Below are 21,358 nucleotides of genomic sequence, written 5' to 3' on the forward strand. Positions count from 1 at the left end.
ATCGTATGGCATCAGAGTAGGCAGATGCGGTACGATTCGTCTAGTTTCGAATATGACCTGTGACACATTTATCGGCCACTCAAAGGGGATTCGCCGTGAACAACCAACCATCCGGCCTGGTGCTCGCCGGGGTGAGCAAACGCTTCGGTGCCACCCGCGCCCTCATCGACGGCGACCTCCACCTCCGACCGGGCGAAATCCACACGCTCATGGGCGAAAACGGCTCCGGGAAGAGCACTCTCGTCAAGATCATGGGAGGCGTCCACCGCCCCGATTCCGGCACCGTCACAGTGAACGGCGTTCCCGTAACCAGCCGATCGCCCCGAGCTGCCATGGACCTGGGGATTGCGACGGTATTCCAGGAAGTCCTCACCGCGGGGAGCCAATCGGTCCTCGAGAACGTCTGGCTCGGGTCCCACGGAGTGTTTCGTCGCCGGCTGGGCCTCGCCGAGCAGCGAGCAATAGCCCAAGACGTCCTGAAACGCATCGCAGGCGAGATTCCGCTGGATCTTCCCGCGGGCAAGCTCTCGCTCTCCGAGCGGCAGTCCCTCTGCATTGCCCGCGCACTCGTGCGCAACCCCAAGGTGCTCATCCTCGACGAGTCGACGGCCTCCCTGGACGTCAGCTCCCGCGACCGGCTCTTCGTCGAGATGCGCCGGCTCGCGGCCGAGGGCACTGCCATCCTGTTCATCTCGCACCGCATGGACGAGGTCGCGGAGATCTCGGACCGGGTCACCGTCCTGCGGTCCGGGCGCAGCGTCTCCACCGTTGAGAGATCGGATCTATCCATCAACCGCTTGATCACGGACATGACCGGAAGCTCCGGCCATGACGACACCCGGCGGCAACCGCATGTTCCCGGGGACACCGTCCTTCAAGGAACGGCCGTCCGCCTGGCACCGGCCTCGGCACCCATCGACTTCGAGCTGCGCGCTGGCGAGATCGTGGGCCTCGCGGGGCTCGAGGGCCACGGCCAGGACCAGTTCATCAAGCGCATGGCCGGTGTGGCGGGCGGGCCCGGCAGCGTCGTGCGCCTCCTCCCCGGGGGCGCCGCAGAGCTTACCGAGCGCAACGGGGATGTCCTGGGGGTGGCCTACCTACCGCGCGAACGTCGCGGAGAGTCGCTGTTCGGGTCCATGTCGATCCGCGAAAACTTCGCGCTCCCGACCCTGGCCAAGGACCGGCGCGGCGGCTTGCTGGACACACGCAGCACTGCCCGCCGGTTCGAGGCCTTCGCCGACTTACTGTCCCTGCGCTTCGGTGCCGCCCGCGATGCCATCTCCACCCTGTCCGGCGGCAACCAGCAGAAGGTGCTGCTGGCCCGCTGGCTTGCCACCGACCCCAAGGTCCTGCTGCTCAATGACCCCACCCGAGGCGTTGACATCGGGACCAAGCGGGAGATCTACGCAATCCTGCACCGGCTCAGTGCCGAAGGCATGAGCATCGTGATCCTCTCCAGCGAGGTCGACGAGCTCGTGGACCTCGCGGACCGCGTCCTGGTCTTCCGCGACCAAGCGGTATTTTCCCAGATCCCCCACACACAGCTGTCCACCGAATCCATCGTCGCCGCATACTTCGGCCAGAAATCAGAGGTCCTCACATGAACCGCGTCCTGACCCTGTTCCAACGCTGGCCCTTCGCCTTTGCCTTGCTGCTCGCACTGGTGCTGCTGGTGCTGAACCTATTCGTCTCACCGTCCTTCCTCACCCTCGAGCGCCTGCCCGGCACCCTAGCCACGCTGGCGCCGTTCGTGCTGGTGGGATTCGCCTCCACGCCCTCGATCCTCGCCGGTGGCATTGACATTTCGGTCGGTCCCCTGGCCACCTTCATCAACTGCCTGTTCGTCGCCATCCTCATTCCCGCGGGGCTGGGCAACTGGCATCTCGCGGCACCCATCATCCTGGCGGTGGCCGCCGGAATCGGAGCCCTGAACGGAATCCTGGTCGCCGTCGTGCGCCTGCATCCGGTGGTCGCAACCACCGGGATGCTGTTCCTGCTCGTTGGCCTGTCGCTGACCATCGCCCAGAATCCGGTGGCCGCCCCGAATAATTGGACGGAGGTCTTCGCCGGGGGCATCGGCATCGTCCCGGGCGCTCTCCTGACCATCGGCGTCGCCGGGCTGATCTGGTTCGCCCTGCGCCGCACGGCCTTCGTCAGCAATCTCCTCGCGACCGGCGAGAGTGATGTTTCAGCCTACGGTTCCGGCGTGAACATCAAGGCAATCCGGATCCTGGCCTACACCCTCGGCGGCCTGTTCGCCGGAATAGCGGGAATCGCTCTGACGGCAATCGTCCAGTCATCGCAGTCGTCGCTCGCCTCCACCTATGCCCTGCTGGGGCTCGCCGCAGCCGTGCTGGGCGGGACGAGCCTGGCCGGCGGCCGCGGCGGGCTGTTGGGTGCCCTCTTCGGGGCGGTCTCCATTTATCTGCTGCAGCAGTTGCTCACGGCCTCGGGCGTGGCACCCAGCCTCATCCAATTTGCCTACGGCGCCGTCCTCGTCGTTGGCGTCGTGCTGGGCGCGACGCTGCTGGCCCCCCGTTTGAAGAGGAATGCATCATGACTCGTGACATCCTGTCCCCCGCAGAAACACCCCACGCGCCAACGGCCCAGGCCAAAGCCTGGACCAGGTTCAGGGCCTGGGTCTTCGAAGTACCGGCCCTGCAGGTCCTTGTCGTGCTGGCCCTGGCGGCTTGGCTCGTGATCACCATACCGGCCATTGCAAACCCCCGGTCCATCACCTCAGTGCTGGTCATCACGTCCCTGCTGGCCCTGGCAAGCATGGGCCAGACGCTTGTGGTGATCCTGGGCGGGCTTGACCTGGCGGCGCCGGGTTACATCCTTTTCGGTGCCTTCATGGCGGCGAACGTCGCGGGCAAGCTCGGGGTCCCTGCGGTCGTAGCCCTGCTGGTCACAGTCGTGGTCTGCGGCGGCATCGGTGGCCTGATCGGCTGGATCTGTCACCGCTTCGCGGTCCAGCCACTGGTCGTCACGCTGGGCACTGGCGCGGCCATCACGGGCGCGACGCTGTTCCTCGCCGACGGCGACTATTCCTCCGCGCCGCCGAATGCGTTCCGTTCCTTGGCCAGCCTAAGGGGGACCACCCTTGGCCTGCCGTTCCCCCCGATCATCCTGATCGTGCTTCTCTGCGGGGCGGGAATGTGGCTTTTCCTCAATCGCACCGCAACGGGGCGTCGCTTCTACGCGACAGGAATCAATTTTCGGGCCGCGCGATTGGCAAGGATCCGGACAGCTGCTGTGTGGACCATGGTCTTCGCAGCCTCCGGTGCCCTGGCCGGGGTTGCCGGCATTTTCATTGCATCCTTCGGCTCGGGCTGGTCGCAAACCATCGGGGAACCCTATCTGTTCTCTGGCCTGGCCGCGGTCCTCGTCGGCGGCTCGATCTTCGGCTCGATTCGCGGCAGCTACACCCGGACGCTGCTGGGTGCACTCATTCTCACCCTTTTGTCCACAATCATCGTGAGCAATGGCCTGACCGAAGCCCAGAGCCGCATCGTCTTCGGCGTGATCATCCTTGCCGTGGTCTCGCTCTACGGTCGTGGACGCCACGTCCGCGACAGGTTCTGAGGCCGGGTCCGGTTTCCGCTACTTTCGGCGTTCCATTGCGACGCGCGGTCAAGATATAAAACGAGCCGAATCGACTACCTATTTTGGATGAAGCATTTCATCCTGGTCCAACTGAAAACCAAGGAGAATAAATGTCCCCCGAGACAGCAACCGTCGCCAAAGTGCTTTCCAGCCCCTGGAAAATCGACGGCCTGACAATCAAGAACCGCTATGTGCTTAGCCCCATGGCCGTCCTCCAGCCTACGAAGGACGGCCATCCCAGCGATCAGACAATCGCGTTCCTCACCACGCGGGCACGCGGTGGCGCAGGGCTGTTGATCATCGGTGGCGGCGTAGCCACCGAGCGCGGGAACCAGGAGGCACCGTTCCAGCCCCTGATGCGCTTCGACCGCGACGAATTCATTCCGGGCCTGCGGCGCATGGTCGATGCCGTGCACGAGCACGATGTACCCATCTTCGCCCAGATCTTCCCCAGTTTCGGCGCCATGGGCGTGCCGGGCGAGGGCCGGCCCACGCGGGCCGCGAGCCCGAAGCCCGTCCGCATGGCCGCACCCCGTCTGCCGCACGGCTTCTACATTCCCGGAGGCCGGACGAACCCGACGCCCCAGGAGATCACCACGGAAGAAATCCACGAGGTCCAGGAACAGGCCGTCGCCGCGGTGCGGCGCGCCAAAGCGGCCGGCTTCGACGGCATCGAACTGGGTGCGCACATGCGCTACCTCTATTCCTCCTTCCTCTCACCGCGCACCAACTGGAGAACTGACGAATACGGAGGCAGTGCCGAAAACCGCGCCCGCATCCTGGCTGACACAGTTCGGGCGATCCGGGCTGAAATCGGCCCCGACTATCCCGTGGGCCTCAGAATGAGCACCAACGACCACCTTCCCGATGGTCAGGGACCCGAAGGGTTCGCGGAAGTCGCAGCGATCATTGAGAAGGAAGGGGTTGGCTATATCGCCCTGAGCGATGCGAACTACGAGTCGATGGACAATAACGTCACCTCCTTTTCGGGCGCAATCCTGCAGCACGGAGAGCCGCAGGCATTCCGCGCCGCCATGCCCGAGGTCCCGTTGCTCCTCAGCAGCACCTACGACCCGCAACAGTGCGCAGACGCCATCACCGCCGGGTTCGCGGACGGAATCATGCTGGCCCGGCAGATGCTGGCCGATCCGGAATTCCCCAACAAGGTTCTCCAAGGACGACAGGATGAGATTGTGTGGTGCGACCACGACAACTCATGCCTGCGCCGCCTGATCTTCAACGTGCCGGTCCGGTGCCACAAGAACCCGGCCATGGGACGCGAAGCGGTCCTCGCGGGGGCCACGGAACCCGTCTGGGTAAAGCTTCAGCGTCCGATCCAGGGCCTGCTGATTGCCGCGACCGGGTCACCGGTCCTCATGGGCATCGCCGACAAACTGGCGACCGCCGGCTCGAAGGGCTCGAAGAACTGACCCATGGCGGCGCCGGACTTCCATCCATGACGGGGGTCCGGCGCGGCAATCTTGACATAAATGCGTGTGCGCCCGAACTCAACCTTGGAGTCCGGGCGCACACGCATGTTGACCTATGTAACGGCAGCTTTTTCAGAAAGCTCAGTCCGACGGGCGCAGGGCGCGTCCCGTTCCGCGGTAGATGGCCACTGTCCGCTCCCCCGCCCGCACCACGACATCCACAATCATCCGGCGGCCCTCGTGAAACGTCACTTGACCGGAGGCGACCAGCTCGTCGGCGATGCGGGCCGGGGAAATGTAGGAGATGGAAGCCTCGGCGGTCGCGATTCCGGCGCCGAACGTGTTGGCGGCCATGGCGAACGCGGTGTCCGCCAGCGCGAAGACTAATCCACCGTGGGCAATCCCGTGCCCGTTGGCCATCTCGGGCGTGACCCGGAGGACAGCCGTGGCACGGCCCTCGCTGGCGCGCAGCACCTGGATGCCGAGCCCTTCCAGGCTCCGGTCGGCGGCCAGCATCGAGCGAGCCGGGTCGGCAATGAGACGTGGCTGGTTCACGACAGCCTTTCCACTACCATCGCCATGCCTTGGCCGCCGCCCACGCAGAGCGTGACCAGGCCGAGCGATCCATCCTTGGTTTGCAGTCCGTTGATGAGCGTTCCGACCAGCCGCGCGCCGGTCGCACCGAAGGGGTGGCCAAGGGCGATCGCCCCGCCAAACGGGTTGACCCGCTCAGGGTCGGCGCCCAACTGCCGCACAACGGGAACCACTTGGGCGGCGAAGGCCTCGTTCAGCTCGACGATGTCGATGTCACCGATCGACAGGCCCAAACGATCCAGCAGGCGGCGGGATGCGACCACCGGACCCAGTCCCATGATTTCGGGCGAGAGGCCGCTTGCGGCACTGCCCAGGATGCGGGCCAGCGGCTTCAGGCCGAGTTCACCCGCGCGCCGGGCGCTCATCACCACCATCGCCGACGCGCCGTCGTTGAGCGGGCTGGCGTTGCCCGCGGTGACGGTTCCGGATTCGTGGAACACCGGTTTGAGGCCGGAAAGGGCCTCCAGGGTGGTGCCCGGGCGCGGGCCGTCATCGGCGCGGACCACCGTGCCGGCTGCCGTTGTCACCGGCGCGATCTCGCGGGCGAAGTACCCGGACTCGATCGCCCGTTGCGCCCGGCGCTGGGACTCCAGAGCCCATTCGTCCTGGTCGCGGCGAGTGGTGCCGGTTTGGCGGGCCACGAACTCGGCGGTCTTGCCCATGGAGAGATACACATCGGGCAGCTGCCCGCGAGCCCGGGGGTCGACCCACGGCTGGCCGGATTCGAAGATGCCATCGGCACGCCGCGCCGCGTCCGCGAAGGCGGGGTGGGGTGATTCAACCACGGGCGGTGTCGAGGTGGTCGATTCGACGCCCGCCACCAGGAACGCGTCCCCGTCGCCCGCCCGCACGGCCTGGGCCGCCATCGCGGTGGCCTGCAACGAGGAGGCGCAGAAGCGGTTCACGGTGACCGCCGGGACGCTGTCCAATCCTGCGAGCACCATGATACGGCGTCCAATGTTGTCGCCCTGCGCGCCCTGCGGTACCGCACAACCCACGTAGGCGTCCGCGAACTCGGCGGAGTCCAGCTGCGGAACCGCCGAGAGCGCTCCCCGGATGGCTGCCAGTGCAAAGTCTTCGGGTCGCTCACCGGCCAGCGATCCCTTGCGGGCCCGGCCGATCGGTGTCCTGCGGTAGGCGACGACGACCGCGTCATTCGGCGCGATGGCGGTGTTCACGATGATGTTTCCTTTCATTGTGGCCCGCCAGAACGACCGGCCGGCCTCAAGGGCCCGGAAAGACGATTTGGACCGGGACGCATTGTCCGCGTGCACAACGGGCACGGGCCCAAGTTCTTGCATCCGATACTTTTCCGAATATATACGAACCGTATCGTATTACACAAGGCCATGGGATTTTTCGAGATTATGCGGACATCGCTGGAGTCGCGGAATTAAAGAGGATTGCGGGAGGCGCGCAGTGCGCCAGACGCGTCGCGAAGGTAATGGACGCGGACAGGGGCGCGCCACCGCTGGAGGCGTGGCCGTTCACCGGCTCAGCCGCCGAAGGCCTCTTGCGTCCCAATAGGGGTGCGTGTCACCCAAACTGGGGCCGGAGTTGCGCCCCGGCCAAGGCTGGAATACTGCTTCCCAGCAAAGCCGGGCAGGGGCGCAGCCTCATTTTTCCAATGCCCCCTGCGGCCCCAAAAGGCTGCCTGGTCAATCCTTTTAGCCACAGGGCCCTTCCGGGCCTGCGTGTGATGGGCCCGGAAGGGAACATAAGCAATACTTTGGACCGCTACCCTGCAGCAAGCCCTTCCAGTGCCGTCTGCAAGATGGCATCGGTGGCCTTGGCGTCAAGGGGGCCCGATTGGAACAACAGGCGGAAGTACACGGGTGCATAGAGCAGTTCCGTGACGACCGGGGCGTCGAGATCCTTGCGCATCGACCCCTCGCCTATGGCCTGCTCAACCAGGGACGTAACAACCAGCGCGCGCGGGGTCCAGAAATGTTTCTTGAATTCAGCCATCGCTGCCTCGTCGCCCTGGCACTCACCGATGAGTTGCGCCACGAGCCGACCCTCATTGCCCGCGTAGACCTCCGCAAGTGAGGCCATGTGCTCACGAAGCGCGTCGATCGCAGGGACATCCTGGCGCACTGGAGTACGCGCTACATGGTTGTCCAGGAATGTATCGATCACCACGGCAACCTTGCTCGACCACCACCTGTAGATAGTAGTCTTGCTGACGCCAGCCTCACGGGCAATGCGCTCGATCGAGAGCTTTTGCACCGTAAATCCCGTAGGCCCCGAATCTTCGAGCAACTTCATGGTTGCTTCCAAAATGGCCCGACGACTTTCTTCACTTCTGATTGCCATGGGTCAACCATACGTGCATAATCATCCAATACGAAACGTACACGATCCCACTTTAGTGCTTCAACGAGCGGGCATCGCAAGGTACCTTCGATGGCCCAGCGAGAAGCGTAAGCCTGTTTACGTGAAGATTTTGACGACCCAAGCAGCACGGCAAAAAATCTTCGGGCACCGAAAAGTTGGATCACCAACGTTTCCGGTTCGGGCGCAGGACCTTGGGGCATTCTGAAGCGAGTCGTTGAAGAGGTGACGTGGCATCTTTGTTTTGAATTGTGACCCGCCTTACACTCGGTACGAAACGGATCGAATCTTCTAAGGAGGTGCCGTGACTGCATCTTCCGACGGCAACGCCAGACCTTCCCTACTCGGCATGTGCTTGCCTGCACCGCAGATCTATCACAGAACTTCATCCGAGGTGGACCGATGACTTCCGTACTGGATACCCGGTCGGTTCCTCCGGCCGAGCGGCGGGACTACTGGTCTGCAGGAATCGCCGAGCGCTTCTTCCCGATGCACGTTGAATCGGTCGGGGCGCCCTCCTTCGAGGCCCGCTTGGCCATTGGCCAGGTCGGGCCGGTCGGGGTCCAGTCCATCCAAGGACTTGCGCACCGGGTGGCCCGCACGCAGCAGATGATCGCCGCCGCCGATCCGGAGTGCATCTTGCTGTATTTGATGACCAGAGGCACGATCTATATCGAACAGGACGATCGCAGCTGTGTTCTCCGCCCCGGTGACATTGCGTGCCACGATACGTCGCGGCCTTCCACTTTTGAGGGCCGCGACGGTTTCGAGGTACTCGTATTCAGCATTCCCAAATGGTTCATAGGGGCGCAGGCCGAGGGCATCGCCCGGCGTTCCGCGACGCGGGTGGATTCGGGCCAGGGACGGCTCACTGGGCCGGCAACCCCGTTCCTCGCGCAGCTGGCACGAACCACAACGAGCGGCGGCGGACTCACGAGCCCTGACGGGGAAGGCGCTGCACAGATGCTGCTGCCCTTGCTTCGCAGCATGTACGGCGCGCAGGAGATTTCCGGTCCGCGCTCCGGCCCTGAGGCACTGCTCGCTCAGATGCAGCGGTATGTGATGGACCACCTGCACGACCCGGAACTCGGGCCCGAGCGGATCGCGCAGGCCCACTTCGTGTCTACGCGCTACGTCCACAAGCTCTTTGCATCCTCCGGCACCGGGGTGTCGTCCTGGATCCGCGAACGCCGGTTCGAGGGTGCCGTGGGCGAGTTGCGGCGGTCCCCGGAAACGACGATCGCGATGGTCGCGACGAGGTGGGGATACCGCCATCCGGCGAGCTTCAGCAGGGCCTTCCGCGAGGTCCACGGCTGTGCCCCGCGGGATGCCAGGCATCTGCCGGAGCCTGCCGGGAAGACCCCGCCCGTTTGTTAGGGCGGGGTCTTCCCGGCACCTGCCCATTGGGCAGGGCGGGGGCTCCCCAAAGATAGGCCATCACGCCTGCGGGAAGCCTGCCTCACGCAGGCGGGTGCCCCAGATCCCCGACTTGCCCGGGGCGATGATTCCGTTCGGGTCAAGGGTGTCCTTGATCGTCTCGTTGAAGCGCCGCAGCGCGTGGCCGTTGAAGCCGAATTGGTCAGCCGCCAGATCCATGAAGGACAGGTGCGCCCGGTATTCGCCGTAGCCTCGCTTGCCCGCCGCGGCGACCATGCGCTTGGCAAGGGCGTATGCCTTGGCGACCTGCTCCGGGTTCTTAGTGTCAAAGGGGATCACGTTGATGAACGTGGTCGACCTGGCGTTGATCGGGAGCATGCCACCCAAGAAATCAAGGCCCACCTCGGCGCACATTTCGGCCATAAGCTTCTGCGCGGCAATCGCGTGCTGGGCCGTGAGCGGGATGACCGGCGAGAAGTCCACGTGGCCGCCCTCCTCGCCGCCTGACCATCCGGCCATCTTGTATAGGTCCTGGCTCGGCACCCCGATCTGCACCCGCTCGTGCGGGTTGGGCAGCGTCTCCCAGGCGTCCGCCCCGTGCTTCTGGCCCATAAGATCCACGCTTGGGATCTGAAGGAAACGGGTCTCGAGCTTGGCGAAATTGTGGTCGACCACCGCATCGTCGCCATAAAGCGCAAAGCGCATCATCCACCGGCCCAGTCCCATCTCCTTGGCGATCTTGTCGATGATCTCCTCGGGCATCGGGCCCTCACCGGTGTACCACTCGGCACGGGTGGTGAGCATCGAGGCCATGCATAGCGTGTTCGACAGCTGCGGGCGCATGTCGATAGTGCCGGCCAGCATGAGCTCGCGCAGCGCATCGACCACGGCGGGCATCTGCGCCTCGTCCCAGACGCGCAGCCACAGCGGCATGTACACCTCGGGCTTGGGCATCAGCCAATAGCCCATCTTTGTGACGATGCCGTAGTTGGACTGCATGAACATCTCAGTCGACGTCGGCCCGAGGCCGCGCTTGTACAGCGGCCAGGTCGGGTTGTTGTCCATCGCGCCCGAGCCGGTGCGCATGAGGTCGCCGTTCGGGAGTACGACCTCGAACCCGCAGTGCGAGGCCTGGTCGATCGAATACGGCATGTAGGTCAGCCCGTGCTCGAGTGTGTTCGAGACGACACCTCCCCAGCCGATGTCCACGATGGAGGCGACAAGGTTGTGGCCTCCGGCCTTGATTGCATCGTGCAGGTCGTACCAGCTCACACCGGGCTCCACGATGGCGTACCCGAGCTCCTCGTTGATCTCCAAGACGCGATTCATGTTCCGGAAGGACAGCATGACGGAGCCGCGCACCTGCGGGGCAGCTCCCCCGTAGCCGTTGTTCTTGCCGCGGCTGATGGGCCACAACGGGATGCGATACTCGTTGGCGATCCGAACGACTGCCTGGACGTCCTCAGTACTCGTTGGGCTGACGACTGCGGACGGGAGATTCGTGGCGGAGCCGGGAACCTGGAAGGGATCCTGAAAGTCCTCGAGGGACGCTGCATCGCTAGCGACCTTGTCTTCGCCGATCGCAGCGGCGAACGCCGCGAGTGCCTTTTCGAGGTCGAACTCGGTGACGCCGGGTGGGAGCGGGCGCGTCGACGTTTCGGGGGTGATACTCATCATTCATCATCTCCTTTGATGCGGTGTGTCGTGCGTAACACGTGCTGCTCATCCTGCGCCATCTGGTGGTGGGGTGGGGAGACCGCGGGCCCATAGTGCAGTTCGTGCACAGAAGTGTGCACGAACTGCACTATGGGCCCGCGCCCGCCTCCGGCCCCCTCCTCGCCGTGGTTGCATGGGCCCACTAACAAATGACGAGATGAACGGAGAAGGAACCATGGCTGGTGGTCGTCTGGAAGGAAAAGTCGTCCTGTTGACAGGCATCGGGGGCGGAATGGGCCGGGTTACCGCCCGGCTATTCGCCCGCGAGGGCGCCACGGTCGTCGGTTGCGACCTCCATGCCGACGGAGCCGCAGAGACGGTCCGCCTGGTGGAGGCCGACGGAGGCGCGATCGAATCAAGCGCACCGATGGACCTGGGCAACCGGGAAAACATCAATCGCTGGGTTGGCGGCACGATCGAACGTCACGGCCGCATCGACGTGCTCTACAACAACGCCAGCATGCCGAAATTCGCGCCGTTCGCCGAGATGCGCGACGAGGATTACCGGTTCACCATCCAGAACGAGCTGGACCTGGTATGGCATGCCTGCCAAAGCGTCTGGCCGCACTTGGCCGCCGTCGGGGGCGCGATTGTGAACATCGGCTCGGGCGCCGGGATCCAGGGTGCCCGGGCCCTGCCGCAGGCCGCCCATGCTGCCGCGAAAGGGGCCGTCATCGCTCTCACTCGGCAGCTCGCCGCAGAGGGTGTCGCCGTCGGCGTTCGCGTCAATTGCGTGAGTCCTGGTGTCATGGCGACTCCGCCAGTACTCGCGATGTTCGAGGAATTTGGCGAGAACGCACCGGTCGCCCCGATCGTCGAGCGCACGATTGACGGCAAACCCGGGGACCCACTCGCCGTCGCGTATGCAGGCCTCTACCTTGCCTCCGAAGAGGCGAAATGGGTCACGGGATCCCACCTGGTCGTAGACGGCGGAGCCAGCGCGATGATGTAGGTCCGAGCGAGACCGGCCGCACAAGAAGGGCCTCGATCCCCGCCCGCAGCCGTACTGTGGACGCGTCTTTCGCCATCCACGCAGTCCGTGGCCGGCTGCCCGCATGACCGTAAGGCAGGACTCAAGAAGACAGCCCGAAAGTCAGGTCACTCAGAACTCGTGGCTGCATGAACTCGTGTCAGTAGAAAGCGGCAAGGAGCGAGCCACCGATGAGCCACGGCACACTCGCGTACATGGGTGGATAGTGCACCCGATTTGGTCGGCCACGAACTCCCAACCACCTCCCAGATCGACACGACGGACCAAAGGGGGTCGAAGAATCTCCAAGAAAACTTCCTTCAGGTCATGTAATCAACAGAACCCCGCGGCATGAATAGGTACAAGGCCAAGCACGGCCACCAGACCAACCCAGAAAGGAGACCCGGATGACCCCACATCCCAGCAGGCGGAGGGCCCACCGGCCAGGGCCCTGACCCCGCCACCCCCTCAACCGAGTAGGCCACCGCGGCGGCCAGGCACCAGTCACGGAACAGCGTCAGAGGGGCCCGAGCAGGGTTAATCTACACACGTTAAAGCAAAAACCCCTCTGACGAAGGGGAATGCTGTGCCCGAGGTGGGACTCGAACCGCATTCCTACCCTTGCAAACACTGGGAACTCCCGGAAACGTGCGGAGTCCGGCCCGATCCGGCACCAGTACGACCCGATCCGACGCCCAGGGTGTGCACATTGTGCACACCCTCATTCTTGCCCATTTCGTTGCCGGGCCCAGACGTCTGCCGTGACAGTGCGGCCCTCGACATTTTCACGCTGTGCATGATGTGGCTCCGCTCGGGCCCAATGTTCTCCAAAGCGTCGGTGACGACTGCTATCAAACACCCACCGAGGTGGCATTGCACAGTTTGGGATTCAACATGGGTCATGGCTGTTCGTTCCTCCTTTCCGAACATCTCATAGGCAAACGGGCACGAAGCGGCATGACCGACACCTACTGGCCACCCTTGCAGAAGTGGGGCAGCCAAGGCTCCTGGACCACGGCCACACCGTAGCCCTGGTGATGACGACGCTAGCGGCGTTAGTGAGCATTTCCGCGCGGTAGCCTGGACCGTGATTTCGCGGTGCTCGCCGTATTCGGCGTTCTCCAGTGGGGTGGCGATCCCGAAGCTTCCTCCTTCATCTCAGTGATCGCCGACCGGTTTATAGCCTTGCACCTGATGTTAGGTCGGGTAGGCGCCGGAGGAGCCGACCAGGCGCCGGTGATAATAATCAGGTCGCTGTTCAGCAGGAAGCCCGCCGGCGATGGAGGCCACGAGGCGCCAGCCCAGTCCCCAGGGCCAGTAGGGTGACAACAACCAGCAGCCCTGATCTTCCGCATGTTTGCCTGCGGAATCTGCCCAGCTTTCCATTGTTACGCCCGGTGGGACGTCACTGGCACACCTCGTAGCGGTTTGGGTCCAAGCGCGTTACCGAGATGCCGACCTGTCTGAGGATGGCTGCGGGCTTCAAGAGATCGACAGCCCTGTCCAAGGCGGCATCCAATTCTCTTAAAGCGTGAATGGTAAAGACGAGACAATTTGTCTCTGCATGCGTGGTTAGGAATCCTCTATCTCGTTGCGGTTTTCACTGCATTGCCGGGTCGGCTGTCCATCTTCCGTTGATCGGGGGTCTGGGATCGGGGAAAGCTCAGCGATTGCACAACGGGTTTCAAACGAGAGGCCTATTCACTGTGATCCTCGCGCACTCCCAGCCCGGCGTCGAGCGCCGGCTCCAGGCGGATACCGTCAGCATCCACGCTGAGTGTCTGTGGAGTAAGAGGGTCGAATCGATCGGACGTCCTCACTCCCCTGTGCACGAAGTCAGTGATCAGCTTTCGCATGGCGACGGTTACCCGCGCCGATTCTGACATCGAAGCGCCGTCGAGCATTGGGGCATCTTGCCAGTGGGCGGTGTCGCCGAAGATGAACGGCAGAACGAAGCAGTGTGGCGCGTAGGCTGCCTCGAGCTTGCTGCGATAATCCAGCCGAACGACTTGCGCGGGGACGGGTGCATGGGTTGCGATCTCGAGTGCGGGCGTGCGAAAGTGCGCCAACGTCGCCGCGCGCACCATACGTAAGTACGCGTCGGGATCATCGCCACAGGTTTCAAGATGGGCCGCCGCTGTTGCGGGATCGGTGAATGTCCGATCAACAAACCGGTCCACGTCTGCCTTCGAATAATCTGCGCGCGGCTGGTTACGAAGGAAGCCGGCAGACTCCTCGGCTGTCGTGATCAGAAGGACAGCGTCGGTATGGATTCTCGGGGCGGAGGAGGCGTATCGTGCCAGGTCGCTTGGCGTCTCCTGCGATTCCGCGGGCATGTAGGGAAAAGCCTGGAGGCCGGCCCGGGCGCGTCCCTGCGCGGCAAGTACCGCCCCGACCGGCGCGGTCAGCAGAGACGCCTCTGAGCCCACGGCGTCGATGACGGCCGCCCGATGCCGAAGCCAGATGTCCACGGGCAGCGGTGCCAACCGAGGCATGCTGATCAGCAGGGTCCGCGCGGCCAAACCGCGCATGCGCGGGTCGGAACTGAGCGCGTAGGCGTACCACGCCCCCGCAGAATCTCCCGCGATCGTAATGCTCCCGGGATCCCCGCCCAAGACGCTGATGTTCCCCCGCACCCACTCCAACGCGGCCTGGAGATCGCGTACCGGCTTGGTCGACTCTGCCGGGTCCCCGAGCGGACCGAAGTGCCCCGATACGCCGAGCCGGTAGTTCACCGTGACGAGGACGATGCGCGCGTCACTCACGAATGTTGGCGACTCGTACCATCGACTTTCGCCCGAGCCTGTCGTGAAGCCCCCTCCGGGAATGAAGAACACGACAGGAAGTCCTGCCGCACCCGCCGGCGCCTGGACCCGAAGCGTGAACGCATCTTCCTGCTGTTCTAGTTCACTGAGGGCGGGCCCCAGCAAGCTGTCGAGCACACCTGGCGTCTGTGGGAAGGCTATCGGCGGTGCCTGTACTTCGCCTGACGAAATCGCGTCGATCTCACCGAACCGGGGATCAGTCCTCGGAGCCCCGTAGCGCACTCCACGCGCATCGATCACTCCTGCGTGGAGATGCGCGCGCACGGCACCTTGAGGTGTGGGAATCGTGAGCATGGGGTTCACGCAATAAACTCGTGATCGCTCTCGCTGACCGCCTCGGTAATCTGCCAATACTCCGCGTTCGTATAGGGCCAGACTTGCGATACACGGCCGTGGGCGTTCTGATACCAGGTGTGGACATAGGGTTGCCCCCAGGCCATCCGGCGGTTGCCAGCGTCGATCCAGTCCACGAAGCGGTCGAGGGCGGCGGGCTTCACGTCGATGGCGGCGACACCCCTTTGCAGGATCTCGTAAACAGATTTGAGGGAAAACTCGACGGCACGTTCAATCATGAAGTGCAGGCTCCCGGCGACGACACCTCCGACGTTGGGGCCATAGATGAGGAAGAAGTTGGGGAAGCCGGGGACTGTGATGCCGTTGTAGGCGCGGGTATCGCCTTGCCAGAAGTCGTGGATTTCCACACCGTCCCGTCCGATGACTTCAACCTCATCGAGGTAGTCAGAGGGCTTGAACCCGGTGGCGAAAACCACGATGTCGACCTCATGCTCCACGCCATGATTGTCGATGATCCCGCGCTCGGAGAATCGATCGATACCGGCAGTGACCACCGTTGTGTGCGTGGATTTGAGGGCGGCGGCCCACACTCCGTTGTCACGGAGCATCCGTTTTGCGCCCGGAGGGTAGTTGGGAACCGCATGAGCCAGCAGGTCAGGGCGTTCCGCGAATTGCGCTGCGAGCCGTTCGGTCAGCACCTCCCGGACCTCTTGGTTCTTGCGGGAGACGCTCAATGGGGCTCCCTGCCAGCCTTCCTCTGCCGTCACGGTGTGCAATCGGCCGGGGATACCCTGGACCGTCGCCCAAAGGCGGTACCACTGCGCGTAGTGCGGCACCTTGCGTCGCAGCCAGGTGAAGGCGTCGGTGACGTCGTCGTGATAGTTCGGTGCCGGCAGCATCCAGGGTGCGCTGCGCTGGAAGAGCACGAGTTTTGCTACGTCGTCTGCCAGAGCCGGGACAATTTGGTAAGCGCTGGCGCCTGTGCCAATAACAGCGACGCGCTTTCCCGCGTAGTCCGCCTCGTGTGACCACTCCTGTGAGTGCATGGTGACACCGCGGTACTGGTTGATGCCCTCGAAGTGGGGGATGTGGGGGCGGTCCAACTGGCCGAGAGCGCTCACGACAGCCGCGAAGCTCCTGGTCTGCTCCTTCCCGGCGGCATCGCGGGTGGTTGCCTTCCAAATGCGGGTCCGCTCGTCCCAGCGCAGCCCGTTCAGCCGGGTGGAGAACTCTATATTCTCAACGATTCCCGCGCGCTCGGCGACGTCGCGGACGTAGTCGAGAACGTCTCTTCCCTGCGCGAACTGGTGGGGCCAGTCGCCTCGCTGCGCGAACGAGTACGAATACCCGAAAGTCGGGGTGTCGAGCCGGACACCCGGATAGGAGTTCTTGGCCCACGTCCCACCCAGCATGGGAGCGTCCTCGACGACGATGAAGGGCACGCCAGCTTGCTTATACCTATGTGCCGCAGCGATACCGGCGATACCGGCCCCGACTATGAGCACGGGGAACTCGCGACCATCAGCTACGTCATCGAAATGCCATTGCGGCGCTCCGCCTTTGTCCGCGGCGAGGTCAAGCTCATGTTTCAGCGAACCGTACCAATGCTCACGCCCAGCGGTGAGGAAACGCAGGAGATCAGTGACGGTCTCATCCGGGAGCAGATCAACTGCTGTGATCCCGTTGTCCCGGAGTTCACGCAACCCGGCCAACGCCACTGCCTTGGCGCGTTCCTGCTGGTCCGGCGACATGCCCCCGTGTGGATGGGCTTGGGTATCCACCAGGCTCAAGGGAGGCTGAAGGTCGTCGCTGAGCGAAGATGTATCGCCGAGCGCCGCCGCGATCGCGGCGAGCAGCACGGGAAGCTCCGCTTGGGCGGCCATGTCCTCCAAAAGGGCATCGTCTTCATCGATGGGTTCTGAGTTTGACTCCCAATAGAGATCGTCGAATCGGGCGGTCTCTGATCGCGAGTCCTGCATGCTGGGCATTAATTCCTCCTTGAAAGTGGGTCAGCGCCGTGACGGGGGGTCGACGTAAGAACGCAGTTGGTTGATGACGGACTGTTCGCTTTCCTCAGTGAATACCGCAGCGACATAGCGGTCAGGGCGAACCACCACGGTGTGGGGCTTGGAGAGACCCGGTATAGCGAGCACACGTTCGGCATCGAGCAGGAACGGGCCACCGTCCTCCGACGTTGGCGTCGTGGAAGTGCCTGCCAGTCGAAGCCGCCGGGCACGGAGTGAAGCCCAGAACTGGTCCGGTTTGGCGGATCTGGTGCCTTCGGCTTTCAGGGTGATGAGAGCCCAGCCATCGCCGAGGTGGGCATCGAGCGGTGTGGTCCATCCGTCAAGGTCTGCCACCGATGGTTGGCTCAGCGCAAAACCTACCCAGGCCCCCAGGCGGCCATCAACGTCCCGTCCCGGTTTTACGGCAAGTCCATCGCGGCAGTCGGGCGGCGAAATGAAACGCATTGATCCCAAATACCGATGAACTGCCGGGATCAGGCTGACCGTACGGAAGGCTATGTCCCGGAAGGTGGTCCGGAACGGGCCCACGGCCATGACCACCGCGCCCGTCCGACGGGAAACCCTCACCATTTTGGCTGCGTGGGAGCGACGTTCGGATTCGTAGGTCGACAGCAAACGGTCCGTGCCGTGGCCGCGGAGGACTTCCAGAAGTTTCCAACTGAGGTTGAGTGCGTCGCGCAGTCCGGCGTTTAGCCCCTGCCCGGAGAAAGGCGGCATGAGGTGTGCTGCATCGCCTACAAGAAACGAGCGGCCGGAGCGATAGGTGCGCGCGATGCGTTGGTGGGCGACATACACTACAGCGCGTCTGACGTCCTCCGGCCCAACCTTGGAATGGAAAGGGCGGGACAATTCCAGGATTTTTGCTGGTGCCGTCATCGCGTCCGCGTCTTCGTGGTCGAAAAGCATGAACTCCAGGCGCAGCCGCCCCTTGATCCCGGGGACGAGAACGTAAGGGCGCGTCCCGTTGCCGTGGAACTCGGCGTAGGGCTCGCGGGCGCCCGGAACGTTGACCAGGTCAATGACCACCCAGCGCTCCTGCTGGGTTGATCCGACCAGGTCAATGCCCAGTGCCTCACGCACGAAGCTGCGCCCACCATCCGCACCTACAAGCCATCCTGCTGCAACAGTGCCTCCGCCGGATGCCGATTGATAACCGACGGTAACTCCCTTAGCATCCTGGGCAATATTGTTTACCTGGGCACCGGTGAGAAAAGAGATGCGTTTATCGTTGCTGGCTCTAGTCCAGAGGAGGTCTTCCAGTACGGGCTGGTCGAACTGCGATTTGGCTGGATGTCCGATGCGGGACGGAGCGGGTTTCGACGAGGCAAGGGGCCTGTCGTTCAATCCGAAATAGCGGCTCCCGGTGCCGAGCAGTGACTCCTCCTTCAGCGCATCGGCAAGACCCAAACGGTCCATGGTCCGAAAGGTTTCGTCGGCGATGCTGATGGCCCGTGGCAGGTCCATCGGCGCGTTGGCGGCGTCGAGCAGCGCGACACGGGCGCCGCCGTCGGCGAGCAGCAGCGCCGCAGTCAATCCCACCGGACCGGCGCCGACAACCGCGACATCGAAGTCGTCCATGGCGTTACCTTCGCGCATCTTTAGGCGACGAGAACGTTGCGCAGGGTGCCGAGTTTGCCGACCTCAACCTCGACGACGTCGCCGGGGGCGAGGAACGTCGGCGGCTCCATGAACAGTCCCACGCCTCCGGGGGTTCCGGTCACAATGACGTCACCCGGGGACAGCGGGGTGAATGCCGTCACGTATTCGAGGATCGCGGGGATGTCGAAGATGAGGTCCGCAACCGCAGCGCGCTGCCGGACTTCTCCATTGACCCTCGTCTCAACGACGAGTTCTGTGACGTCTCCGACCTCGGAGGCAGTCATGAAGTAGGGACCAAATGCGCCACTGAGCGGAAAGTTCTTCCCGGGAGTCCACTGTCCGGTGTGGCGCTGCCAGTCACGGGCACTGAAATCATTAAACGCGGCATAGCCGGCGACGACCTTGAACGCATCCTCCGGTCTGACGTGATCCGCGGGAGCTCCCACGACCAATGCGACCTCGCCCTCGTAGTCGTACATGTCGCTCTCGCTGGGAATCGGCAAATCGGCTCCATGCGCGGCAAGCGTGTCGGAGAAACGTGTGAATACCGTCGGCTTTCCGACGTCTGCCCGCCCCGTCTCTTCGCGGTGGCTGCGGTAGTTGACACCGATGCAGATCACCTTGCCGGGCGCAGCCAGGAGTGGGAGGAACTGGGTTCCTTCCACCCGCTGGACCGGCGCACCGTCGGATTCCGGCGTCGTGGCAAGCAGGCCGTCCACAATCGCCGACTGAAGTGAAGGAGAAAGATTGACGCCGCTGGGACCCAGGTCGAACAGTTGGCCGTCGTTCTCCAGACCCCAGGTGGGCTGTCCTGCCGGGGTGAGGTAACTCGCGTAGCGCATGTAAGTCCTTTCTGGTGCCGACGGCATTCGCCGTCGGGGAATCTTGTTGTTGCTTGAACTGTATCCAGAATGCATTCTTCGGTCAATAACGCACTTTCACATGGTCAGTGCGTATGTGTAGTCTGAATTCATGGCACGACAAGCGAATGCAGAGACGATTAGCGTGGGGGTCCGCGACATGTTGCGGGCCGATATTTTCGCGGCACAGTGGGCCCCTGGCACAAACCTGCCGATCGGCGAGCTGACCAAGCGTTACGCCGCCAGCTCGACCGTGGTCCGGGAGGCCATGGTTCGGTTGGCGGGTGAAAAGCTGCTGCAGTTCCGCCCGAATCGGGGCTTCTTCATCTCGGAGTACACGTTGGAAGAGTTGCGTGGCTTGGGCGAGCTTCGCTGTCGAGTGGAAGAATACGGTCTGACCCTGGCCATCGAGCACGGCGACGTCACGTGGGAGTCCGACCTCCTCGCTGTCCACCATCGGCTGGAGCGGACCCCTCGCCGGGGGACCGAAGATCCGAACCACATCACCTCCGAGTGGTTCTTCGCCCACCAGGCCTTCCACGCAAAGTTGCTGGAAGCCTGCCCTGTCCCACTGTTGCAGGACTTCGCAGCAACCCTGGGGGAAGCCACTGCCCTTTACCGGCTGTGGACGGCCCCGGATCAGCGTGCACAATCGCGGGATATCGAGGCCGAGCACCGTGCGATCCTCGAGGCGACCATCGCGCGGGATGCGCCGACGGCCACCAGACTGCTGCGTGAGCACTACATGCGCACGATCGACATTATTGAAGCCGCCGAATTCCGCGCCGCCGCAGAGGCCGCGCCGTCCCACGAGTAGGAACGGCACGGCGGCCGCTTAGTCCAACGAGACCGGGAAGACGCCATGTGAGCGGAAATCCTCGCCGTTGTAGACGCCCCACCGGTTGAACCATGTCCGGTCGTCCTGGCTCCACTCGATGGGAGGACGATCAATCTCGTGGATCTGCTCAAGGTCCGTGTAGAGCTCGACTACAGTTCCGTTGGGCTCGACATAGTATGCAGCGATGTTGTGGCCTGCACCGTGACGGACCGGGCCCCAGATCAGACGACGGCCCCGGGCGAACAAGCGGTCCGCGAGTCGTCCGAGGTCGGCCACGGACTGCGTCTGCCATGCATGGTGGTGCAGTGTGCCGCGTCCCTTGATGAGCGCGATGCCATGGTGGTCCGGATTGCAGCGCAGGAAATATCCGAAGTCTTTACCGATGACGTCGGAGACCTTGAAGCCGAAGAACTCCACGAGGAAGTCCTTCATCGCCGTCGGATTCTGGGGGTGGATGTTGATGTGGCCGTAGCGGTCCGGTCCGAAGGAAGCTGGACCATGACGGTAAGTCTTCATTCCGACATATACGTGATAAAGGTAGCCTTCCGGGCCCATGACGGCGAAGCCCTCGCCGATCTCGCGTTCCAGGGGGCTCCGCGTGAGGATGGGAAATCCTCCGGCTTCGAGACGCTTCCGAATGACCTCCAAACCCTCCGGGCTGTCCGCGACAAGGCCGATATGGTCTATGCCGTCTTCCTCGCCCTTGACGTAGACGAGCTCGTGGTGACGGTCCGCCGCGGACAAATAGGCCCTATTGTCGTCGTCGTGTGTCATGCGCAGACCGAGGACGTCAGTCGCCACCTCGAGCGACTCCTCGTAGTCGCGGGTCCGCATTGCGAGATAGCCCATTTCGGCAATCACACCAAGTGTCATAGCTGTAACCTTTCG

General features: G+C 63.6%; 16 protein-coding genes. 7 read left to right on the top strand and 9 right to left on the bottom strand.

What is annotated here, in order from left to right:
* Nucleotides 1–95 precede the first annotated feature (95 nt).
* The 4 genes from AC1DNG_RS05905 (at nucleotide 96) to AC1DNG_RS05920 (ending at nucleotide 5,036) form a co-directional block, all read left to right on the top strand.
* Nucleotides 96–1,604, top strand: coding sequence for a sugar ABC transporter ATP-binding protein (locus AC1DNG_RS05905; RefSeq protein ID WP_476886884.1), 1,509 nt, complete (start codon nucleotides 96–98; stop codon nucleotides 1,602–1,604).
* The gene (locus AC1DNG_RS05910) at nucleotides 1,601–2,560 is read left to right on the top strand and encodes an ABC transporter permease (protein WP_476886885.1); all 960 of its coding nucleotides are present in this window, start codon (nucleotides 1,601–1,603) and stop codon (nucleotides 2,558–2,560) included. The genes AC1DNG_RS05905 and AC1DNG_RS05910 overlap by 4 nt, the downstream gene beginning before the upstream one ends.
* On the top strand, nucleotides 2,557–3,585 hold the full coding sequence (locus AC1DNG_RS05915) for an ABC transporter permease (RefSeq protein ID WP_476886886.1): 1,029 nt from the start codon (nucleotides 2,557–2,559) through the stop codon (nucleotides 3,583–3,585). The genes AC1DNG_RS05910 and AC1DNG_RS05915 overlap by 4 nt, the downstream gene beginning before the upstream one ends.
* Before the next feature lie 131 nt (nucleotides 3,586–3,716).
* Nucleotides 3,717–5,036, top strand: coding sequence for an NADH:flavin oxidoreductase (locus AC1DNG_RS05920; protein WP_476886887.1), 1,320 nt, complete (start codon nucleotides 3,717–3,719; stop codon nucleotides 5,034–5,036).
* 141 nt (nucleotides 5,037–5,177) lie between these two features.
* Here AC1DNG_RS05920 and AC1DNG_RS05925 read toward each other — a convergent pair whose 3' ends face one another.
* The 3 genes from AC1DNG_RS05925 to AC1DNG_RS05935 form a co-directional block, all read right to left on the bottom strand.
* A complete protein-coding gene (locus AC1DNG_RS05925; protein WP_476858230.1) occupies nucleotides 5,178–5,591 on the bottom strand; it encodes a PaaI family thioesterase in 414 nt (137 codons plus the stop codon).
* The gene (locus tag AC1DNG_RS05930) at nucleotides 5,588–6,808 is read right to left on the bottom strand and encodes an acetyl-CoA C-acyltransferase (RefSeq protein WP_476886888.1); all 1,221 of its coding nucleotides are present in this window, start codon (nucleotides 6,806–6,808) and stop codon (nucleotides 5,588–5,590) included. The genes AC1DNG_RS05925 and AC1DNG_RS05930 overlap by 4 nt, the downstream gene beginning before the upstream one ends.
* Before the next feature lie 559 nt (nucleotides 6,809–7,367).
* On the bottom strand, nucleotides 7,368–7,946 hold the full coding sequence (locus tag AC1DNG_RS05935; RefSeq protein ID WP_476886889.1) for a TetR/AcrR family transcriptional regulator: 579 nt from the start codon (nucleotides 7,944–7,946) through the stop codon (nucleotides 7,368–7,370).
* Between the two features lie 420 nt (nucleotides 7,947–8,366).
* Between AC1DNG_RS05935 and AC1DNG_RS05940 the strand changes: the two genes are divergently transcribed.
* Entirely contained in the window at nucleotides 8,367–9,341 is a 975-nt protein-coding gene (locus AC1DNG_RS05940) for an AraC-like ligand-binding domain-containing protein (protein ID WP_476886890.1), read from the top strand.
* 60 nt (nucleotides 9,342–9,401) lie between these two features.
* On the opposite strand, the gene AC1DNG_RS05945 is transcribed toward AC1DNG_RS05940, so the two are convergent.
* Nucleotides 9,402–11,018, bottom strand: a complete 1,617-nt coding sequence (locus tag AC1DNG_RS05945; protein WP_476886891.1) for an FAD-binding oxidoreductase — start codon at nucleotides 11,016–11,018, stop codon at nucleotides 9,402–9,404.
* 214 nt (nucleotides 11,019–11,232) lie between these two features.
* On the opposite strand from AC1DNG_RS05945, the gene AC1DNG_RS05950 reads away from it, so the two are divergent.
* A complete protein-coding gene (locus tag AC1DNG_RS05950) occupies nucleotides 11,233–12,009 on the top strand; it encodes an SDR family NAD(P)-dependent oxidoreductase (protein ID WP_476858234.1) in 777 nt (258 codons plus the stop codon).
* A gap of 1,715 nt (nucleotides 12,010–13,724) precedes the next feature.
* On the opposite strand, the gene AC1DNG_RS05955 is transcribed toward AC1DNG_RS05950, so the two are convergent.
* The 4 genes from AC1DNG_RS05955 to AC1DNG_RS05970 are packed head-to-tail and all read right to left on the bottom strand — an operon-like array spanning nucleotide 13,725 to nucleotide 19,614.
* Nucleotides 13,725–15,146, bottom strand: a complete 1,422-nt coding sequence (locus AC1DNG_RS05955; RefSeq protein ID WP_476886960.1) for a carboxylesterase family protein — start codon at nucleotides 15,144–15,146, stop codon at nucleotides 13,725–13,727.
* Between the two features lie 5 nt (nucleotides 15,147–15,151).
* Nucleotides 15,152–17,134 carry a flavin-containing monooxygenase gene (locus AC1DNG_RS05960; RefSeq protein WP_476886892.1) on the bottom strand — a complete coding sequence of 661 codons (1,983 nt, stop codon included), beginning with the start codon at nucleotides 17,132–17,134 and terminating at the stop codon, nucleotides 15,152–15,154.
* A gap of 21 nt (nucleotides 17,135–17,155) precedes the next feature.
* Nucleotides 17,156–18,769, bottom strand: coding sequence for an FAD-dependent monooxygenase (locus tag AC1DNG_RS05965; protein ID WP_476886893.1), 1,614 nt, complete (start codon nucleotides 18,767–18,769; stop codon nucleotides 17,156–17,158).
* A gap of 2 nt (nucleotides 18,770–18,771) precedes the next feature.
* The gene (locus AC1DNG_RS05970; RefSeq protein ID WP_476886894.1) at nucleotides 18,772–19,614 is read right to left on the bottom strand and encodes a fumarylacetoacetate hydrolase family protein; all 843 of its coding nucleotides are present in this window, start codon (nucleotides 19,612–19,614) and stop codon (nucleotides 18,772–18,774) included.
* Between the two features lie 130 nt (nucleotides 19,615–19,744).
* On the opposite strand from AC1DNG_RS05970, the gene AC1DNG_RS05975 reads away from it, so the two are divergent.
* Entirely contained in the window at nucleotides 19,745–20,449 is a 705-nt protein-coding gene (locus AC1DNG_RS05975; protein ID WP_476886895.1) for a GntR family transcriptional regulator, read from the top strand.
* 18 nt (nucleotides 20,450–20,467) lie between these two features.
* On the opposite strand, the gene AC1DNG_RS05980 is transcribed toward AC1DNG_RS05975, so the two are convergent.
* Nucleotides 20,468–21,343 (bottom strand): VOC family protein, encoded by an 876-nt coding sequence (locus tag AC1DNG_RS05980; protein WP_476886896.1) that lies wholly within the window; start codon nucleotides 21,341–21,343, stop codon nucleotides 20,468–20,470.
* Nucleotides 21,344–21,358 lie beyond the last annotated feature (15 nt).

Source organism: Arthrobacter sp. 01T425, assembly GCF_056398725.1.

Bases quoted from the DNA above. Each gene is read 5' to 3' on its own strand.
- AC1DNG_RS05910 (WP_476886885.1), top strand. From the start codon at position 1,601: ATGAACCGCGTCCTGACCCTGTTCCAACGCTGGCCCTTCGCCTTTGCC.
- AC1DNG_RS05915 (WP_476886886.1), top strand. From the start codon at position 2,557: ATGACTCGTGACATCCTGTCCCCCGCAGAAACACCCCACGCGCCAACG.
- AC1DNG_RS05920 (WP_476886887.1), top strand. From the start codon at position 3,717: ATGTCCCCCGAGACAGCAACCGTCGCCAAAGTGCTTTCCAGCCCCTGG.
- AC1DNG_RS05935 (WP_476886889.1), bottom strand. From the start codon at position 7,946: ATGGCAATCAGAAGTGAAGAAAGTCGTCGGGCCATTTTGGAAGCAACC.
- AC1DNG_RS05940 (WP_476886890.1), top strand. From the start codon at position 8,367: ATGACTTCCGTACTGGATACCCGGTCGGTTCCTCCGGCCGAGCGGCGG.
- AC1DNG_RS05945 (WP_476886891.1), bottom strand. From the start codon at position 11,018: ATGATGAGTATCACCCCCGAAACGTCGACGCGCCCGCTCCCACCCGGC.
- AC1DNG_RS05950 (WP_476858234.1), top strand. From the start codon at position 11,233: ATGGCTGGTGGTCGTCTGGAAGGAAAAGTCGTCCTGTTGACAGGCATC.
- AC1DNG_RS05955 (WP_476886960.1), bottom strand. From the start codon at position 15,146: ATGCTCACGATTCCCACACCTCAAGGTGCCGTGCGCGCGCATCTCCAC.
- AC1DNG_RS05960 (WP_476886892.1), bottom strand. From the start codon at position 17,134: ATGCCCAGCATGCAGGACTCGCGATCAGAGACCGCCCGATTCGACGAT.
- AC1DNG_RS05965 (WP_476886893.1), bottom strand. From the start codon at position 18,769: ATGCGCGAAGGTAACGCCATGGACGACTTCGATGTCGCGGTTGTCGGC.
- AC1DNG_RS05970 (WP_476886894.1), bottom strand. From the start codon at position 19,614: ATGCGCTACGCGAGTTACCTCACCCCGGCAGGACAGCCCACCTGGGGT.
- AC1DNG_RS05975 (WP_476886895.1), top strand. From the start codon at position 19,745: ATGGCACGACAAGCGAATGCAGAGACGATTAGCGTGGGGGTCCGCGAC.
- AC1DNG_RS05980 (WP_476886896.1), bottom strand. From the start codon at position 21,343: ATGACACTTGGTGTGATTGCCGAAATGGGCTATCTCGCAATGCGGACC.